At 47.5% G+C, this 19,726-nt stretch carries 12 protein-coding genes; 11 read left to right on the top strand and 1 reads right to left on the bottom strand.

Annotation, left to right across the window (positions count from 1 at the left end; genetic code table 11):
- Positions 1 to 8: 8 nt before the first annotated feature.
- The 10 genes from IEY67_RS11540 to IEY67_RS11495 all read left to right on the top strand — a co-directional run bounded on the left by IEY67_RS11540 (position 9) and on the right by IEY67_RS11495 (position 17,694).
- A complete protein-coding gene (locus tag IEY67_RS11540; RefSeq protein WP_183671437.1) occupies positions 9 to 1,733 on the top strand; it encodes a RagB/SusD family nutrient uptake outer membrane protein in 1,725 nt (574 codons plus the stop codon).
- 86 nt (positions 1,734 to 1,819) lie between these two features.
- Complete coding sequence (locus IEY67_RS11535; RefSeq protein ID WP_183671438.1) at positions 1,820 to 4,267, top strand: hypothetical protein; 2,448 nt, start codon at positions 1,820 to 1,822, stop codon at positions 4,265 to 4,267.
- A gap of 27 nt (positions 4,268 to 4,294) precedes the next feature.
- Entirely contained in the window at positions 4,295 to 6,514 is a 2,220-nt protein-coding gene (locus IEY67_RS11530; protein ID WP_183671439.1) for an alpha-N-acetylglucosaminidase, read from the top strand.
- Positions 6,495 to 9,182: a glycoside hydrolase domain-containing protein gene (locus IEY67_RS11525; RefSeq protein ID WP_183671440.1), complete on the top strand. Its 2,688-nt coding sequence runs from the start codon at positions 6,495 to 6,497 to the stop codon at positions 9,180 to 9,182. Before IEY67_RS11530 ends, IEY67_RS11525 begins: the two co-directional genes overlap by 20 nt.
- Before the next feature lie 140 nt (positions 9,183 to 9,322).
- The gene (locus tag IEY67_RS11520; RefSeq protein WP_075557960.1) at positions 9,323 to 10,189 is read left to right on the top strand and encodes an AraC family transcriptional regulator; all 867 of its coding nucleotides are present in this window, start codon (positions 9,323 to 9,325) and stop codon (positions 10,187 to 10,189) included.
- A 142-nt stretch (positions 10,190 to 10,331) separates the two neighbouring features.
- Complete coding sequence (locus IEY67_RS11515) at positions 10,332 to 11,024, top strand: RraA family protein (RefSeq protein ID WP_183671441.1); 693 nt, start codon at positions 10,332 to 10,334, stop codon at positions 11,022 to 11,024.
- A gap of 17 nt (positions 11,025 to 11,041) precedes the next feature.
- Positions 11,042 to 12,211 (top strand): mandelate racemase/muconate lactonizing enzyme family protein, encoded by a 1,170-nt coding sequence (locus IEY67_RS11510; protein ID WP_122351512.1) that lies wholly within the window; start codon positions 11,042 to 11,044, stop codon positions 12,209 to 12,211.
- A 5-nt stretch (positions 12,212 to 12,216) separates the two neighbouring features.
- Complete coding sequence (locus IEY67_RS11505; RefSeq protein WP_122373438.1) at positions 12,217 to 13,008, top strand: SDR family NAD(P)-dependent oxidoreductase; 792 nt, start codon at positions 12,217 to 12,219, stop codon at positions 13,006 to 13,008.
- Between the two features lie 115 nt (positions 13,009 to 13,123).
- Positions 13,124 to 14,677, top strand: coding sequence for a sodium/sugar symporter (locus IEY67_RS11500; RefSeq protein ID WP_183671442.1), 1,554 nt, complete (start codon positions 13,124 to 13,126; stop codon positions 14,675 to 14,677).
- 35 nt (positions 14,678 to 14,712) lie between these two features.
- Positions 14,713 to 17,694: a glycoside hydrolase family 2 protein gene (locus tag IEY67_RS11495; RefSeq protein WP_183671443.1), complete on the top strand. Its 2,982-nt coding sequence runs from the start codon at positions 14,713 to 14,715 to the stop codon at positions 17,692 to 17,694.
- A gap of 119 nt (positions 17,695 to 17,813) precedes the next feature.
- Here the strand turns inward: IEY67_RS11495 and msrC are convergent, their stop codons facing one another.
- Positions 17,814 to 18,281 (bottom strand): free L-methionine (R)-S-oxide reductase MsrC, encoded by a 468-nt coding sequence (msrC, locus tag IEY67_RS11490; protein ID WP_122351507.1) that lies wholly within the window; start codon positions 18,279 to 18,281, stop codon positions 17,814 to 17,816.
- A gap of 76 nt (positions 18,282 to 18,357) precedes the next feature.
- On the opposite strand from msrC, the gene IEY67_RS11485 reads away from it, so the two are divergent.
- Positions 18,358 to 19,710, top strand: coding sequence for an MATE family efflux transporter (locus IEY67_RS11485; protein WP_183671444.1), 1,353 nt, complete (start codon positions 18,358 to 18,360; stop codon positions 19,708 to 19,710).
- The last annotated feature ends 16 nt before the right edge of the window (positions 19,711 to 19,726 follow it).

Here is a 19,726-nt window from a genome sequence, read left to right as displayed (position 1 = left end):
TTAGTAATATGAAAAAGATATATGCAGTAATAGCCGCAAGCCTTTTAGCTTTTTCCGGTTGTAATGTGCTGGATACGAAAGATTTGAGTAATTATGGTCCGGATGTATGGAATGATTCGAAGCTGACATCGGCGTTCCTGACCGACATATATGGGAATGTTTTGAATTTAACCTGGCCCCGTGACGGTTCAAATTCGGATGAATGTCTGGGCATTATGGGAAAAGATGCCGTACAACCGAATAATACGTCGTTTAAGTTCTGGCCTTATGCCAGTATCCGTAATATCAATACGTTGTTGAAGAATATAGATGAAGGGACGTTGCCTGAAGGTGAAAAGAATCTGATGAAGGGGCAGGCTTATTTTATGCGTGCGTTCCAGTATTTCAAGATGGTCCGTCTGCATGGAGGTGTTCCCATTGTCAAAGAACCTCAGTCGTTGGAAGATGATTTGAATGTGAAGCGAAATTCTACTGCCGAATGTTTTGAATTTATCCTTTCCGATCTGGATGAGGCAGCTAAACTTCTTCCTGTCAAGAATTCCGGAGATAATTACGGACGTATCGACCAGTGTATCGTTGCTGCGTTTAAAAGCCGTGTCTTGTTATATAAGGCAAGTCCGCAGTTTAACCCGTCGAGCCCTTACAATAACAGTTATTGGAAAGATGCTTATAACGCAGCGAAATCGGCAAAAGAGTTGCTGGATCAGAATGGTTACGGACTGATCGATAACTATACGGATGTCTTTGAAACGAAAAAACATTCGGAGGCGATCCTGCCGATCATATATTCTAATCCAACCAAAGTGAACGGACGTGCGGAAGATGCAGTCCGTCCGTTGTCGGAATCGAAGAATGCGACCGGTGGCGACCAACCGACCTGGGGATTGGTTGAATCGTTCCCGATGAAAGATGGTAAGAAAGTCGGTGAGTCTGATAAATATTCTTATAATGTACAGGAATTCTGGAAAAACAGAGATCCGCGTTTCGATGCCGTCATTGTTTATAACGGAGATATTTATGAATTGAGCGGTAAAGCCGGACGTCGTCAATATACGACTCCCAACATCGCTAATTCGCTGGATGCTTTCGGATATAATATACAAGGCGAACATCATAACCGTACCGGTTTATATTGTAAGAAAGGGATCATGGAAGAACTTCCGGTTGCACAGGTTACTCTGAATGATGTAGACTGGCTCGAGATCCGTTATCCGGAAATTATGTTTAACTTAGCGGAAACTGCCAATGAGAACGGAAGTACGGCTGAAGGCTATGAAACGCTGGTGGCTATCCGTAAACGGGCAGGTATCGAACCGGGAGCAAACAATCTGTATGGGTTGAAAGCCGGAATGTCACGGGAGGAAATGCGCTTGGCTTTACTGGATGAGAAACGTATCGAGTTCTGCTTCGAAGGCCAGCGTTTCTGGGATTTACGCCGTCACCGTATGCTGCATACTTATTTGAACGGACAGCATAAGTACGGGATCCTGGCTAACCTGAAAGCCGGTATCGATATGACTGACGCAATGAACCGGGCAGCTAGCTACACCTTGATGCCGGAGGAATTCGATTATCAAGTGATCGACCTGATCTTCCAGAATCCTACGAGTGAAGATGCCATGTATATGCCTGAGTCTTACTATTTCTTCCCGATCAGCAAGGATGAAATAGAAAAGAATCCGAACCTCGATCAGAATAAAGACTGGGGAGGCAGTTTCGACCCTGTGTTATAATTAGATTGTAAAACATATAGAACGGATTCTGGTTTAGCTTACTGATAAGATGCCGGGATCCGTTTTTTTTAATACTAACCTATCGTATGAAAACACGTAATATATTTATAATAGGTCTGTTAGCCTGTTGTATGTTGTCTGCTTGCCGGAAGCAGATAATGAGTTTTGAAACGGATACATTCAAATTGGAGGTCGATGCCAATGGGAATATCTCTTCTTTATTGGATAAAACACACCGGACGGAATATTTACCGGACGGACAACTGTCACCTTTGCTGGCTATCCGTGTCGGCGGGGAATATGAAAATCCGGCAAGTGCATCCTGGGATGATAACCTGGGAATCCTGTCATTGACTTATCCGAAGAATGGGGCCACCTTACTGGTGACTACCAAACAGGAAAAGGGTTTTATTACTTTCGAGTTGCAGGAGGTCCGTTCTGATAAAGATATCGATCTGGTTGTCTGGGGACCGTATGCCACGACGATTACGCAAACGATCGGGGAGTGCGTCGGTGTGGTGCGTGATAGTCTTTTTGCAATAGGAATACAAGCACTGAACCCTAAAACAATCGGCGGTTATCCTTCGACGGAAGATGATATAGATCCGGCATTCGATATTTTTGCAACGACATCACTGGTCGATGTTGCCGATTCGATGAAGGTATTATATCGCGGACAGACTGCCAAACATACGGAGTTCGGCAGTATTTTACAGGCTTACTGCCGTAACCGGGATCATGAACGGGTCGTTCCGATGTGGGGACATACGCATTATACGGCTCCGGCCTATGAAGATGGTGGTATTATCGGCAGTAAAATCGCGTTGTTCGGTTGTCCGGCGGATAAGGTGCTCGATCATATCGAAGAGATAGAATTAACGGAAAGCCTGCCGCATCCTGAACTGAACGGTGTCTGGATGAAACGTGCGCCTGAAGCGGCACAGGCCTATATTATCTATCCGTTCAATGAGAATAATATAGAAGAGGCGATTGCCTTTACGAAACGTACCGGATTGAAATATCTGTATCATGGAGGTCCTTTCCTGACATGGGGGATTTTTAAACTCAACCCGTCGGAGTTCCCTACAGGACTGGACGGATTGAAAGACTGCGTGAATAAGGCTGCACAATCCGGAATTAAACTGGGATTTCATACTCTTTCCAATTTTATTACGACCAACGATGCCTATGTAACGCCTGTCCCGGATAAGCGTCTGGCAAAGGTCGGAAGTTCGATACTGGTATCCGATCTCAGTTCGGATCAGCATACTGTCGAAATAGCCGATCCTTTGTTTTTCAACCAAATGGAAAATAACAGCCTGCATGGCGTAATGATCGGTGATGAACTGATCCGTTATGAACGGGTAAGCGAAGCGGCTCCGTGGAAATTACTTAATTGCCAGCGTGGGGCGTTGGGTACGAAAGCTGTAGCTCATTCAAAAGGAGATACGATCGGTAAGCTGATGGATCATGGTTACAAGGTCTTTCTGTCGGATACGGAACTGACGAAAGAGATCGCCCGTAATATAGCGGGTATCTTCAATTATACGGGTGTGCAGCAGATTTCCTTTGACGGGTTGGAAGGAGCCTGGTCTACCGGTCTGGGACAGTATGGATTGTCGCTGATGATGAAAGAGTGGTATGAAAATCTGTTGCCCGAATACCGTAACTGCATTAACGATGCCAGCATGACCACCCATTATAACTGGCATACTTTTACCCGGATGAATTGGGGTGAGCCCTGGTATACCGGATTCCGTGAGAGCCAGATGAACTACCGCCTGATGAACCAGGATTTTTATCGTCGTAACCTGATCCCTTGCATGTTGGGATGGTTTAAATTCGATGCGAATACCAGTATTGAGGATATTGAATGGCTACTGGCTCGTTCGGCTGCCTTTGATGCCGGTTATACATTGGTCACCAATAAAGAAAATGTAGCGAACAACGGGGAGTCGGATGCGATCATCAAAGCTATCCGCGAATGGGAAAACGCCCGTTTATGCGGAGCTTTCCCGAAGGAACTGAAAAAGGAAATGGAACATGTTTCCAATGAATACACCTTGACGGAGATTTCTGCGACATCCTGGTTGTTATCTCCGCTTCAGGTTCAACGTTTCAAACATACTAACAAAATCCTTCAGCCCGGTGAGCCGGTCGTTTCCAAATGGGAGTTCGAGAATAAGAATGATCGCCAGCCGGTTCAGTTCATCTTAAAGGCGAATGACCGTATCTCGGATATCTCGCTGGAGATTGCCAATTATTCTACGGTCCGGTTGGATTGTGCACTGGAAGAAGGGCAGTACCTGAAGTATGCCGGAGGAGATTCTTTCTTTATTTACGATAAAAACTGGAATGAGGTGAGACGCATTTCCACGAAGGCTGATCAAATGAATGTACCGAAAGGCAAGGTCTCACTGGTATTTTCTTGTACCTTTGCCCGGCTGGATAATATGGATAAGTACGTTTCGGCGGAGTTTAAAACAGTAGGAGAGAGCATTCGATTATCCGCTACAAGGCAAAAGAATAACTGACAATTATAGATATTAATCATTAGCATCATGAAATATACATTTAATTTATTATTAATTCTTCTTCTCTTTTTTACATCTTGCCGGAAAGACCCGCAGATACAGGCGGCTTATGATTTGATCGAACGTATTACTCCGGGATATGGCAAACAGTTTTGTCTGGAACTGATCGGGCCGGAGAACGGGAGCGATGTCTATGAAGTGGCCGGGGAGAACGGCAAAGTCGTGTTGCGCGGGAACAATACGGTATCCTTAGCAACAGCTTATAACCAGTACCTGAAATATCATTGCAACGCCCATGTCTCTTGGTTCGGCGATCAGTTGAACCTACCGGAAACACTGCCTGTTCCGGTTGAGACGACACACCGGATCATTAACGGTAAGTATCGTGTCTATTTTAATTATTGTACGTTGAGCTATACCGGTGCCTGGTGGGATTGGGAACGCTGGCAGCGTGAGATCGACTATATGGCTATGAACTCGATCAATACACCTTTATCGGTTGTCGGTCTGGAAGGCGTTTGGTATAATACTCTGCTTCGTTTCGGTTTTACGGATGAGGAAGCACGTTCTTATCTGGTCGATCCTGCCCATTTTGCCTGGCAGTGGATGCCTAATATCGAGAGCTTCGGCGGGCCGCTGCCGAAATCATGGATCGATTCGCATATCGCATTGGGTAAACAAGTGGTAAACCGTCAGTTGGAGTTGGGAATGACACCGATACAGCAAGGTTTTTCCGGTGCTGTACCTCGTAAGATGATGGAAAAGTTTCCGGAGGCCAAGATACAGAAGCAACCGGATTGGTACGGATTTGAAGGTATCTGCCAGTTAGATCCGCTCGACCCGTTGTTTACGGATCTGGGAAAAGCCTTTCTGGAAGAGGAACAGAAATTATACGGGACCTACGGACTTTATGCAGCCGATCCTTTCCATGAAAGCAAACCGCCTGTGGATACGCCTGAATATCTGAATGCAGTAGGTTCTTCTATCCACAAATTGATGAAGACGTTCGACCCGGATGCAATGTGGGTGATGCAAGCCTGGAGCTTCCGGAAAGATATTGCATCCGTCGTACCGAAACATGACCTGCTCGTATTGAGTCTGAACGGTGCGTTAGGGGGAGAAGATCATTTCTGCAACCATGATTTTGTGGTAGGTAATCTGCATAACTTCGGCGGACGTGTCAATCTTCACGGAGATTTGCCGCTGGTATCGTCCAATCAGTTTATGAAAGCGAAACAGGAAACGCCGAATGTGGTAGGCTCCGGTTTGTTTATGGAGTCGATCGGACAGAATCCCGTATTCTATGAGTTAGCATTTGAGATGCCTGTTCACCAGGACTCGGTGAAGCTGAAAGAGTGGTTGGATAAATATGTGGAACGTCGTTACAGCGCACCTTCTGAAGCTGCCGGTAAGGCCTGGGAGTTATTGCTTGCCGGTCCTTATCGTGCGGGGACGAACGGGGTGGAGTCCAGTTCGATCATCTGTGCCCGTCCTGCTGTGGATGTAAAGAAGTCGGGACCGAATGCCGGTTTCAATATCCCTTACGACCCTCAATCGTTGATAGAAGCCGAAGCCTGTTTGTTGCAGGATGCAGAACAATTGAAAGGTTCCAAGCCTTATCGTTTCGATATTGTCGATGTGCAGCGTCAGATCATGTCTAACCTGGGACAGGAAATACATAAAAAAGCGGCGGAAGCATTCAAAAAAAAGGATAAAGAGGCGTTTGCCCTGCACTCCGGACGTTTCCTTGAATTATTAAAAGATGTAGATATCTTGCTTCGTACCCGTACAGAGTTTAACTTTGACCAGTGGTTGACGGATGCCCGTGCCTGGGGTACGACCGACGAAGAACGTAATTTGTTTGAAAAGAATGCCTCTTCGCTGGTGACTATCTGGGGCGGACAGGTCGATGTTCGTCAGTTCGATTATTCATGGCGCGAATGGACCGGTTTGATCGAGGGGTATTATCTGCAACGCTGGAAACAGTTCTATGATATGTTGCAGGGACATCTCGATAACGGAACGGCTTACAGGGAGGAAGATGCAAAGATGGATTTAGGCCGCCAGGCTTTCCGTGCGAATGAATTTTATGATTCATTGGCTGACTGGGAGTTGGCTTTCGTCGATCGTCCGGGTAAGGCCCGTACTCCGGTAACGGAAGGAGATGAAGTGACCGTTGCCCGCCGAATGCTGGACAAATACAAACAATTATCAAAAGAATACTACAATGTTGAGAAAACAAATTAAGTACCTGATGGTGTATTCGCTTCTGACCCTGCCTTGTGTGATGCAGGCGCAGGATGATGTAACGAATGCCTTCGATGACTTGAAACGACAGGGAACGGTGAACGAGCAGGACTCGGAAATGCGCCGTGTGGCTTCGTCGGATGCGGTGAAGAAGTTGATACAGGAAAACCCGGAAGCCGGTTATTTCTGTTTTACGGAAGACCGGGAACACGATATCCGTATGACGGATGCGATACCTGTGCGTTGGGTGGAACGGTCGGCCGATTCGCGTACAAAGTTTCAGGGCGATTGTCTACCGGGTGAGTTCTATACCTGGCAGGTGGGAGTCTTTGCTCCGTATGAAACTGTATCGGACCTGTCTGTCACCTTCTCCGACTGGAAGAATGAAAAAGGGAACAAGATCCCGGCGGCTGCTTTCCGTTGCTTTAATCTGGGAGGAACCGATACGAACGGTAAATCTTTTAAGAAGACAGTGAATGTTCCTAAAGGAAATGTACAGGCATTATGGATCGGCTCTGATGTGCCCGTAACGGCTGACGGTGTTTATAAAGGAAAAGTGACGATCAAAGCAGCTGATGCAAAACCTGTAGAGATTACCTGCGAATTGACCGTACAAGGTTCTCCCATTGCGAACCACGGAGATAACGAAGGGTGGCGTAAAACCCGTCTGCGCTGGCTGGATTCTTCCATCGGTAATGCGGATGAACCGACGGCTCCGTATATTCCCGTTCAATTACAGAAACAAACGATCTCCTGGCTGGGAGGGACAATGGAACTATCGAAAGAGGGGTTGCCTCAATCCCTTTCTACCCGCTATGATCGGAGCAACCAGTTGAACGATCAGAGCAATAACCCTGTCCTGGCAGGTGAAATGCGGTTCGTGATCGAAACTGAGAATGGCGAAGAAGTATTGAAGGGCGGTTCGCTGCGGATCACCGGACAGAATAAGGCGTCGGTAAACTGGACGGCTACCCGGAAGAGCCGTCATTTTGAAGTGCAGTGTTCAGGTACCTTCGGTTTCGACGGTCTGGTCGATTACCGGATACAGGTGAAGTCACTGGGAGACGTGAAGGTGAAGGATATCCGTCTGGAAGTACCTTATACTGCGTATGCCGCCAAGTATATGATGGGATTGGGCCATAAAGGCGGTTTGCGCCCCGACTCTCTGATCAGCTGGCAATGGAATGTAGAGAAACATCAGGATAAGATCTGGATGGGAAATATAAACGCCGGTCTGAACTTCTGCTTCAAAGATGAAAACTATGTGCGTCCGCTGGTGAATATCTATTATGGTTTAGGTAAGTTGAACCTGCCTGCTTCGTGGGGAAATGCCAATAAGGGCGGTATCGACATTCAGCCCGATAAAGACGGCACGGTCCTGATGACAGCCTACAGCGGTGAACGTTCGATGCAGAAAGGCGATGTCCTTCATTATAATTTCAATATGCTGGTTACTCCGGTGAAACCGCTTAACTTGCCGGAACTGGCGGAAAAACGTTTCTACCATTCCAACAGCGATGTAAGTGCCGATTATATCCCTGCCGCCCTGAAAGCGGGAGCCAATATGATCAATGTACATCATAAGAAAGATATTTACCCGTTCATTAACTATCCGTATTATGATGAAGCCGTTCCGGATCTGAAGCGCTTTATCTCGGATGCACACAGCAAGGATTTGGATGTCCGGCTTTATTATACGACCCGTGAGTTGACGGTGAAGATACCGGAGTTGTGGGCATTGCGCAGCCTGGGCAGTGAAGTGATTCATGACGGTCCCGGAAAGGATGCCCGTACACTGATCCATCGCAACGGTCCTCACGAATGGTTGAACAAGAACCTGACAACTCATTTCATCCCCGCCTGGTATAACGCTTTCAAAGAAGGTAAATATGCCGGCGATATGGATATCTCGGTTATCACCACCCCCGATTCCCGTTGGAACAATTACTACCTGGAAGGGCTGGACTGGATGATTAAAAACCTGGGCCTGGATGGTGTCTATATCGACGACAGTGCTTTGGATCATCAGACCTTGCAACGTGCCCGCCGTGTGATGGATGCCGACGGTAAACGCCGCCTGATCGATATCCACTCCTGGAACCATATGAATCAGTGGGCCGGCTATGCAAACTCGCTGCATCTTTATCTGGAGTTACTGCCTTACGTAGATCGTACCTGGATCGGTGAAGGTTTCCCTGCAAACAATACGCTGGATTTCTGGCTGGTGGAAATGTCCGGTATTCCTTTCGGATTGATGAGTGAAACGTTGGATGCCCGGAATGTGTTCCGTGGAATGGTCTACGGTATGCTTCCCCGCCTGCCGTGGAGTGGAAACCCTGTTCCGTTCTGGCATATTTGGGACGATTTCGGTATGAAGAATGCCGTGATGAGAGGCTATTGGGATGAACGTTGTCCGGTAAAAACAGATAATGCTAATATCCCGGCTACCGTTTATATCAACGGAGATAAAGCGCTTGTCGTACTGGCAAACTGGACCGATCTTCCTCAAACGGCAAAGATCACTTTGGATGAACAACTGCTTGGCTTCAAGCCGTCTTCCTATCTGTTGCCGGAGATCCGGAACACACAATGGGAAGGAAAACTGTCTTCCCTGAACCAATGCGAGATCATGGGACGTGGCGGTATGATCATTTTACTGGAAAAATAAAAGAACGGACCGAGTAGTTCCGTTTTGTATAAGTTAAAGGGCCGAATGATACCATTTCGGCCCTTCTTTTTTTCCGGAAGTGTAAAATCCGGTACTGCCTTTTCCCTATCTTTGCTTCTGAATAAGGGAAAGGAAATACCATGGATAACAAGACAACAGAACAGTCTCTCTGGGGACTTTTGGAAGGGATAACGGATAATCTGAAGTACAAACGACTGGCGGATGTCTTCCGCTTTGTCTCTTTCCAGCCATTTGAAACATTCGGACCACACCAGCATCTGCGTATCGAGATCAACTATGTAAAGAAAGGAAATTGCATTCTGCACCTGGAGAACGAAAGTATCAGTTTTAATGAGAACGAGATGATGATCATCTGCTCGAATGTGGAACACACCTTCGAGGCCGGTTCGGAAGGGACGACGCTGATGCAGTTGGAATTTCTGCCGGAGATCTTCTCCCGCTTCAATCCGCATGCCCAGGATGAGACAGGCGAATTGACGCCCGTCACTATCTTCTCGGAAGAGAACCGGCTGATCAAGATCGTGAATAATGTCCGGATCATGCGGGCCGTTCAGCGTATCGTGAACGAGATGAACCTGAAAAACAAATACTATCAATACCTGGTCGTGATGTACTATGCGGAACTGCTGATTCTGATCTACCGCTATATGGACGAATCCTACCTGCCGATTTGTACAAATGAATCGCTGAAAAAGGCAATTTCTTATATCCGCATGAACTATCAGACAGATATCTCCATCACCGACGTGGCCGGGCAGACCGGAATAGGGGAACGTTACCTGCGCAAACTCTTCGCCCAGCATCTCAATCTCTCTCCGCTGGATTATCTGAACCAGATACGGATCAATAAGGCGATCGAACTGTTGAGGAATACGGAAATGTCTATAAAAGAGATCTGTTTCATCTGCGGGTTCAAGTCGCCGCAATACTTTTCTAGGGTATTCAAACAGCAGATGGGGATCACTCCGAGGGAGGTTACCAAATAGTTTTCCGTTTTGTACACATTTTCCTCTTAAAAGGTCCTACCTGCATACGTTGCAGCTTTGTTTTAAGCCTTACTTTTTGTACACTCCGGCTAACTTTGTGATCAGTAACAGGAGTATATAAATACTGATAAACTATAGTAAAATGAAAGAATGGAATGATGATAAAGCGTTGTTCTCTTTGATAAAAGAGGAGCTTTATACCGCAGTGATCGGTGACATTATGGATAAGATGGGATATACCCGTCAGTTTCTTCCCCCGCAAATACGTCCGCTTCGTGACGATATGCTGGTTGTCGGACGGGCAATGACAGTGCTGGAAGCAGATGTGTTGGAACATGGAAAGGAATGCGGGGAGAATCCGTTATTGAAACGTTCTTTCGGATTGATGCTCGAAGCGCTGGACGATCTGAAAGAAGATGAAGTCTATGTCTGTTCCGGTTCGTCTCCCTGTTATGCCTTATGGGGTGAATTGATGAGTGCCCGGGCTATGCAGTGCAAGGCAGCCGGTGCCGTGGTGAATGGTTATTCACGCGATACGAAAGGGATTCTGGCACTCGACTTCCCTTGTTTCTCTTACGGCCCTTATGCACAGGACCAGGCTCCGAGAGGAAAGGTGATCGACTATCGCGTTCCGATTGAAATGGATGGGGTGCGTATCGACGACGGGGATATCCTGATAGGAGATATCGACGGTGTATGTGTCGTTCCCCGCGTTATTGAGGAAGAAGTCTTTACCCGTGCCCTTGAAAAAGCCCGTGGCGAACGGATGGTATTGAAGAAGATACAGGAAGGAATGAAAGCCCGCGATGCTTTCGACCAGTTTGGAATCATGTAATTAAATCGAAATAGACAATGAAGATCACAGATGTAAAGGTATGGTTGGTACAAGGTATCAAATACAACTGGACGCTACTTAAAATATATACGGACGAAGGATATACCGGTGTGGGCGAAGCGACCAACTGGCCGGGAAGCCCGATCGTCTTTGAAGCTGCCAAGCATGTAGGGCAGCGTATCATCGGCCTCGATCCGATGAAGACGGATTTTATCTGGACGAAGCTCTATCGCGATCTGAACTGGATCGGCCCGTACGGTGCCAGCCTTTGCGCCATCAGCGGTATCGATATGGCTTTGCTGGACCTGAAGGCAAAAGTGCTGGGCGTTCCCTGCTATGAGTTGCTGGGCGGCGCTTATCGCAAAAACGTTTTATTATATGCCAACTACTGGTTTACCGGTGGCGGACATAATGCCAAAGACTATACGGAACAGGCGTTGAAAGTAAAGGAGGCTGGTTTTACCGGACTGAAGTTTGACCCGTTCGCACATACGAACTATTTCTATGGGGAAGACCTGGCTTCCAATCTGACCCTGACGGCAGAACAACAAGACTTGGCTTTCGACGTATCGAAGGCGGTACGTGATGCGGTAGGACCGGAGTTCGATATTATGATCGAGACACATGCCATGCTGAATTACCGGGTGGCGGTGAAGATGGCCGAACGTCTGGCGAAGCTGGATATAACCTGGTATGAGGAGCCTGCCGGACCGGAAAGTTCGCAGACCTTACGTGCTATGCGTGAACGTATCCCTTCCGATGTCGCTATCTGCGTAGGCGAACGCCATTATACCCGCTTCGGTATCCGTTCTTTGTTGGAGAAACATGTATGTGATGTCATCATGCCGGATATCACCCGTTGCGGCGGACCGTCTGAAATGAAGCGGATGGCGACGATGGCGGAAGCCTACAACGTCCTGATCGCTCCCCATAACCCGAACGGGCCTTTATCAACGCTTGCTTCTTCGCATGTGTGTGCTGCGATCCCGAATTTCTTCCGTCAGGAATTTATGTTCAATGATGTTCCCTGGAGGGATACGGTGATCGACCATCCGATAGCGGAAATGGTGTACGACGGCCATCTGCATCTGTCCGACCGTCCGGGACTGGGCGTAGACCTGGTGGAGGAAGAGATGGAAAAACATCCGGGTATTACGACGAACGCGCCTGATAACTTCTATATCTGATTGGTATGAGCTTTACGATAGACTATAAAGATAAAGTGGTACTTGTTACCGGTGTATCTTCCGGTATCGGTCTGGGTACTGCCCGGGAGTTTGCCCGGGCGGGTGCTCATGTCGCCGGATGTGCACGAAAAGCGGCGGATGATCCGTCGGCAGCCGCATTCCGGGAGGCTGTCGAGTCACAGGGAGTCCGGTCGCTGTATGTGCAGACCGACGTCACTTGTCCCGAACAACTGGGGCAGCTGGTGGAGGAAACGATCCGTACTTTCGGGCGGTTGGATATTCTGGTCTCCAGTGCGGGAATGAATGTATTCGAGGGTGCAGCCGGGTGTACGGAAGAACGCTGGCAGTATAACCTGGATCTGAACCTGGCATCCCACTGGCGGTTGTCGAAGCTATGCAAACCCTATCTGGAACAGAGTGGGGAAGGCGTTATCCTGTTGATGACTTCCAACCATGCGTTCGGAACGATTCCCGGATGCTTTCCGTATAGCGTGACGAAAACGGCGATCACCGGCCTGGTCCGTAACCTGGCGATCGAGTGGGGGCCTGCTATCCGTACGGTCGGTGTCGCTCCGGGCTTCATCGATACGGCGGGCAACGATACCTGGTTCGACTCTTTTCCGGATGCCCGGGAAGAGCGTTTACGTACGATCAACCTGCATCCGGTCAAACGGATCGGGACAGTAGAGGAGGTGGGTGACCTCTGTGTCTATCTTGCATCGCCTATGGCGCGTTTCATTAGTGGGACAACGATCCTGATGGACGGTGGCCGGTCGGCTCTGATGCAAGATGAATAGGGTTTTGCCACTACGATGGCAGAACCCTGCCATACCTTTGGCAGAGCTCTGCCATCGTAGTGGCAGTATTCTGCCAAAGGCATGGCAAAAGAATTAGATAACGAATATGAATACCATGAACACAATAGATCTGATTGTTTTTATTGCTTACTGTGCCCTGATCCTCTTCGTAGGATTGTTTGTCTCACGAAAGAAGAAAGGCGAAGAACGGGATGCCGGCGATTATTTCCTTGCCGGACGCGGACTTGCTTGGTGGGCGATCGGTGCTTCGATCATTGCGTCGAACATCTCTGCCGAACAGTTTGTCGGTATGTCCGGCTCCGGGTATGCGATCGGGCTGGCAATGGCTACTTATGAATGGATCGCCGCATTGGGATTGATTATCGTAGCCAAATACTTTATTCCGATATTTCTGGAAAAGAAGATATTCACGATGCCGCAGTTCCTGGAAGAGCGGTTCGATAAGCGGGTGAAGACGGTCATGGCTGTCTTCTGGCTGGCGGTTTTTATCTTTATCAACCTGACTTCCATACTGTATCTCGGAGCACTGACGATCGAGAAGGTCATGGGTATTCCTCTGTTTTGGGGGGTAGTCGGGCTGGCCGCCTTTGCCGGTATCTACTCTATCTACGGAGGATTGAAAGCGGTTGCTTTGACTGATGTCATTCAGGTGATCTTCCTTATTGGAGGCGGACTGATAACGACTTATATTGCCTTGGACTTGCTGGGAGCTGGTGAGGGAGTATGGCAGGGTGTCACGAACCTGTATGCACAGGCAGAAGATAAGTTTCATCTGATCCTCGATAAATCGCATCCGAGCTACAAAGACTTGCCCGGTATCTCTGTTATTCTCGGTGGACTGTGGGTGGCAAACCTGTATTACTGGGGATGCAACCAATATATTATTCAACGGGCTTTGGCTGCCAAGTCGGTGGGAGAGGCGCAGAACGGTATGTTGTTTGCCGGGTTTATCAAACTGTTGGTTCCGTTGCTGGTCGTGATACCGGGGATTGCTGCGTTTGCTTTGAATGCTCCGTTGGAAAAGTCGGACGAGGCTTATCCCTGGCTACTCAGCAACCTGCTTCCGGTAGGAGTGAAAGGGATTGCTTTTGCGGCGTTGACGGCGGCGATTGTCAGTTCGCTGGCTTCGATGATGAACAGTATATCCACTATCTTTACAATGGATATTTATAAGTCCTTTTTCAGGAAGGAAGCCGGGCAGCATGAATTGGTAAAGACTGGAAGATGGGCGAGTTTTGGGTCGTTGCTGGTTGCCGTATTGATCGCACCGATGTTGTCGGGACTGGATCAGGCGTTCCAGTATATTCAGGAGTTCACCGGATTTATCAGTCCGGGTGCTTTGTCGATCTTCCTGGCTGGGTTCTTCTATAAACGGGCGACGGCAAACGGAGCATTAGCGGCTGCTTTCGGATCGTTTGTATTCTCTACGTTGATGAAGTTCCTCTGTCCCGGTTTACCGTGGATGGATCGTATGATGATCGTTTTCTTCCTCTGTTGCGGATTGATCATCCTACTGGGTAGCCGTAAGCCGATGGAAAATGCCTATACGACGCATCGGCCCGGATTATTCCATACGAGCCGCCTGTTCAATATCCTGTCGTTGGTCGTGATAGCTATATTGGTCGCATTCTATTGGTTCTGGTGGTGACATTAGAAATAACAACTATAAAACATGAAACATATATGAAAAAAACATTATTACTCTTGAGTAGTTGTTTCCTGCTCAGTCAGGGAATAGGTGCGGCAGAGTCATCGGAGACACTCTCTCCGGAGTCTTCTTTCCTGATCCCTTGTAAAATAGCGGGGGTAGATTCACCCTCTTTGCTATTGAATGGCGATTGGCAATTCCGTTTTTCTCCGAAAGGAAAATGGAATACCGTCCAGGTTCCCGGCGAACTGGCTATGCAAGGTTATGCCATCCAACACGATACTCCATACCTTTATCGTAAATCATTCACTCTTCCTGCGGATTATAAAGGCAAACGTACGATACTGCGTTTCGACGGTGTATATAGCCATGCTGTTCTTTCAATAAACGGAAAACAGGTCCGTGAGCATCATGGCGGCTTTACCCGTTGGGAAACGGACGTGACGGATTATGTTCGTCCGGGTGCGAAAAATGAGATACAACTGGAAGTAACCGACCGTATAGACGATATCTCTTATGCTTCCGGATACGCCCATCATCCGATAGGCGGTATCCTGCGTGATGTGACTGTTTTTGCTTTGCCGGAAACCTGTTTCTTTGATTTTGCAGCGGAGACACACCTCGATACGCTTTACCGCGATGCCGTGCTGAAAGTATCCTATACCGGTAGGACCACGGGAAATACAGAGGTTACCTATGCCTTGACCGATCCTTCCGGAAAGAATGTTCCGTTGTCTCAATCTGTTTTTGCACTGAAAGAGAATGATAATATCCATGAACTTCCGGTGTCTGCCCCTTTGAAATGGGATGCCGAGCATCCGAACCTTTATACCCTTACCGTAGCCCTTCGTGAAGGAGGAAAGGAGATCAGCCGCTTCATTAAGAAGGTCGGCTTTCGGGATGTAAAGATCGTAAAAGACCGTATGCTGGTTAACGGAAAGCCGGTCAAGTTACGCGGTGCTTGCCGCCACGATATCCATCCCACATTGGGACGCACCACGACTGCCGAACTCGATAGTCTCGATGCCCTCCGTTTCAAACAATCGAATATGAACTTTGTGCGTACTTCGCATTATCCGCCTTCTGAAAAGTTCCTTGAGTATTGCGACCGCTTCGGTATCTATGTAGAGTGTGAAACGGCTGTTTGTTTCGTCGATACCTATCGCCAGAAGAATTATGCGCCGGGCAAGACACAGGATAGTGCAGAATTTACACCTCGTTATTTGTCGCAATGCCGTGAAATGGTAAAGTCGTTCCGCTCGCATCCATCGATCCTTTTCTGGTCGATCGGTAATGAGAGTGTGTACGGAAAGAATTTTCAGGCTTGTTGGGATTGGGTGAAAGCGACGGATACGACTCGCCCTGTTATCTTCAGTTATCCCGGTTCGATAGGCGAGAAGAAGCCGATATATGATATTCTGAGCATGCATTATCAAGATGTGGATGGAAACCTGAACCAATGGGGACGCGCCACCCGTAACTTCCAGGGACATGGTATTCCGGCTCTTTTCGACGAATGGGCACATCCTGCTTGTTATACCTATAAAACATTACAGGATGATCCGAATATCCGTGAGTTCTGGGGAATCTCCCTCGATAAGATGTGGAGCGGTTTGTTCGATGCTCCCGGCGGTTTGGGTGGTGCCATCTGGGGATATATCGACGAGACATTTATGTTACCCGAGCCTAAGATGGGTACTTCTTTCTGGAAGGAGTTTGCCCGTACTGCCAAGCCGGAAGACTTTCAGGGAAACTGCGTAGGATATGGCGAATGGGGAATAGTAGATGTATGGCGTCGTGAGAAACCGGAGTTCTGGTCTACCAAGAAAGCCTATTCACCAGTACGCTTGTTAGCGGAGCAGGTCAGTGATTATACAACGGGTGAACGTCTGGTTCTTCCGGTATATAACCGTTTCGATCATACGAACCTGAATGAGATAAAAGTACATTACCAATATAACGGGATGGAAAAAGATATCCGGATGGCTTCCATCGAACCGCATCAGAAAGGTGTCCTGATCCTTCCCGCTGAAGACTGGAAAGAAGGCGGCGAACTGCTTGTCAGTTTCCTTACAGCGGAGGGAGATTTGATCGATGCCTCGCTTGTCACATTAGGGCAACCTAAAATCACACTGCCGCAACCGGATCGTAAAGGTTCGCTACTGGTCGAGGAAAGTGCTGACCGTATCGTGGTAAAAGGCGATCGTTTTGAAATCCCGTTCAGTAAAGAAACCGGCCTGATCTGTCATGCAACGGCCGACGGACAGGTCTTTATAGAAAAAGGTCCTTTCCTGAATCTGGATATCAACCTGAACCATCTGACGGGAGCCGAAGTGCGTAAGAGTGCAACCAAGTTCCTTACATCGGATGCCGACTGGCAGAAGCAGAGCATCACTTATACAAAACAAGGCGATAATGTCCTGGTTATCCTGAACGGTCGTTATAATGATGTGGATACGGATATCCGTCTATTGATCTCTCCCGAAGGACGTATGGAGATCAATTACCTGACGAACGGACAACCGAATGGTTTCCTGCGTGAAACAGGTCTTTCTTTTTATCTTCCTGAAACGATGGACCGGCTGAAATGGAAACGCCGGGGACATTGGAGCTATTATCCTTCCGGTGCTTTTGCAGGCAATGAAGGAGAAACCTCTCTCTATAATCCGAACAAAGTGCCTTACGGTTTCCGTCCGGAGCAACCCTGGCAGAGTGATACGCACAATTATTATTATTGGGCAGATGCCGGAGCGAATTGCGATCGCCCGCTTACTCAGATGGCAAAAGGAATGAAAGAAAATATCTATTTCTATATTTTGAATGCCGGTAATACAGGAAAAGGCTTATCGGTTCTTTCACCGGATGCCACTGTTGCCTGCCGTTCAAGTAAGCGCGCAGATGGTCAGTTGATCCTGTACGTCAACAATCGTTGGGATTATCCGGAAATTGCCTGGGGAAATTATTGTAAGACATTGGAGGCTAACCCTTGTTATGGGAAGGTGGAGATTGTCTTCTAAATATTACAAAAGCCTATAAATGAAGATGTGTCAAAATAAATAAACCGTCTGCGTTATCTGCGTCCGGTAAATATCAATTCTGGCACATCTTCATTTATATTATGGTCTCATTATTGTTATTAAATCAACCGGCATATCTTCTCCAGATAAACAGCATCTGTCTCATCGAAACTATTCAACTCATCGCTGTCGATATCGAGTACAGCTACCACTTTCCCGTCACGAATAACCGGAACTACAATTTCAGATTTCGAATCGGAGTTACAGGCAATATGTCCGGGGAATAGATCTACGTCAGGAACAATTTGAGTGGCTGCTTCTTTCCATGCCGTACCGCAAACGCCTTTGCCATACCGGATACGTGTGCAAGCTATCGGTCCCTGAAAAGGAGCGAGCACCAGCATATCGTCTTTGACGATATAGAAACCGACCCAAAAGAAATTGAATGTCTGTTTCAGCGCTGCTGCTACATTTGCCATATTGGCGATTGTGTCGTTTTCACCAGCCAGTAATGACTCTATCTGGGGGAATAGTGTTTGATACTGCTGCTCTTTATTTCCAACGCTTATGATTAAGTTCTCTGCCATCTTTTAAACTATTATAGTAGAACAAAGGTAAAAATTAATCGGAAATATCCGTACCTTTGCATATCAATTGGTTTTTATGGCAAAAGAAAACTCTCCTCTGGTATTAGGTACCGAACGTATTGGAAAACTGCTTACGCAATACGCTATTCCGGCGATTATCGCCATGACGGCATCTTCGCTTTATAATATGGCAGACAGTATTTTTATCGGACATGGGGTTGGGCCGCTGGCTATCTCCGGTCTGGCTCTGACCTTTCCGCTTATGAACCTGGCGGCAGCTTTCGGTTCGTTGGTCGGGGTAGGGGCTTCTACGCTTGTGTCTGTTAAATTAGGGCAGAAAGATTACGAAGGTGCAAACCGGGTTCTCGGCAATGTATTAGTGCTGAATGTTCTTCTCGGCGTCGCTTTTACCTTTGTCTTTTTATTCCTTCTCGATCCGATCCTTTATTTCTTTGGGGCTAGTGAGAATACGATATCGTATGCACGCGATTATATGCAGATTATTCTCTATGGAAATGTGGTCACACACATGTATTTGGGATTGAATGCTGTATTGCGTTCATCCGGTTTCCCGAAACTGGCCATGTATGCGACACTGGCTTCGGTCGTGATAAACTGTATATTGAATCCGATCTTTATCTTTGGATTCGGCTGGGGAATCAAAGGTTCCGCATGGGCTACTGTAATTTCTCAGGTGATTTCACTGACCGGGCAGATGATCCATTTTTCCAGACTGTCGCAATTGCTTCATTTTAAGAAAGGTATTTATAAATTGAAGAAGGAGATAGTAAAAGGTATCCTGTATATCGGTATGTCTCCTTTCCTGATGAATCTCTGTTCTTGTCTGATCGTTATCCTGATCAACCGTGGATTGAAGGAGTATGGCGGAGATATGGCTATCGGGGCCTATGGTATTGTAAACCGTATCATCTTCCTGTTTGTAATGATCATTATGGGCTTCAACCAGGGTATGCAGCCGATTGCCGGATATAATTTCGGCGCCCGTTTATATCCTCGTGTGACGGAAGTGACCAAGCTAACGATGAAGTGGGCGATAGGCGTTGCAACGACGGGTTTCCTGTTATGCCAGTTGTTCCCGACCCTGATCGTGAATATGTTTACAACCGACGATGAATTGGTGAAAGCTGCCGTGTTCGGTCTTCATATCGTATTTGCCGTCTTCCCGATCGTGGGGTTCCAGATGGTGGCAACCAACTTCTTCCTTTCGATCGGTATGTCAAAGAAAGCGATCTTTTTGTCGCTTACCCGTCAGTTATTGTTCCTGATCCCTTGTTTGATCATCCTTCCCCGTTTCTTCGGAACGTTAGGTGTCTGGATCAGTATGCCGGTAGCCGACACGATCGCAACGGTCGTAACAGCAATTGTACTGGTAAATCAATTCAAGAAGTTTAAACATGTACCAAACTAAAAAAATATTGTATATT

The sequence above is a fragment of the Parabacteroides faecis genome (assembly GCF_014647375.1).
Lineage (GTDB): Bacteria > Bacteroidota > Bacteroidia > Bacteroidales > Tannerellaceae > Parabacteroides > Parabacteroides faecis.
The sequence above is the reverse complement of the archived record's forward strand: the minus strand, read 5'-3'. Positions and strand labels throughout refer to the sequence as shown.

Coding starts and splice junctions, on each gene's coding strand:
- IEY67_RS11540 (WP_183671437.1), top strand. CDS start 9: ATGAAAAAGATATATGCAGTAATAGCCGCAAGCCTTTTAGCTTTTTCC.
- IEY67_RS11535 (WP_183671438.1), top strand. CDS start 1,820: ATGAAAACACGTAATATATTTATAATAGGTCTGTTAGCCTGTTGTATG.
- IEY67_RS11530 (WP_183671439.1), top strand. CDS start 4,295: ATGAAATATACATTTAATTTATTATTAATTCTTCTTCTCTTTTTTACA.
- IEY67_RS11525 (WP_183671440.1), top strand. CDS start 6,495: ATGTTGAGAAAACAAATTAAGTACCTGATGGTGTATTCGCTTCTGACC.
- IEY67_RS11520 (WP_075557960.1), top strand. CDS start 9,323: ATGGATAACAAGACAACAGAACAGTCTCTCTGGGGACTTTTGGAAGGG.
- IEY67_RS11515 (WP_183671441.1), top strand. CDS start 10,332: ATGAAAGAATGGAATGATGATAAAGCGTTGTTCTCTTTGATAAAAGAG.
- IEY67_RS11510 (WP_122351512.1), top strand. CDS start 11,042: ATGAAGATCACAGATGTAAAGGTATGGTTGGTACAAGGTATCAAATAC.
- IEY67_RS11505 (WP_122373438.1), top strand. CDS start 12,217: ATGAGCTTTACGATAGACTATAAAGATAAAGTGGTACTTGTTACCGGT.
- IEY67_RS11500 (WP_183671442.1), top strand. CDS start 13,124: ATGAACACAATAGATCTGATTGTTTTTATTGCTTACTGTGCCCTGATC.
- IEY67_RS11495 (WP_183671443.1), top strand. CDS start 14,713: ATGAAAAAAACATTATTACTCTTGAGTAGTTGTTTCCTGCTCAGTCAG.
- msrC (WP_122351507.1), bottom strand. CDS start 18,281: ATGGCAGAGAACTTAATCATAAGCGTTGGAAATAAAGAGCAGCAGTAT.
- IEY67_RS11485 (WP_183671444.1), top strand. CDS start 18,358: ATGGCAAAAGAAAACTCTCCTCTGGTATTAGGTACCGAACGTATTGGA.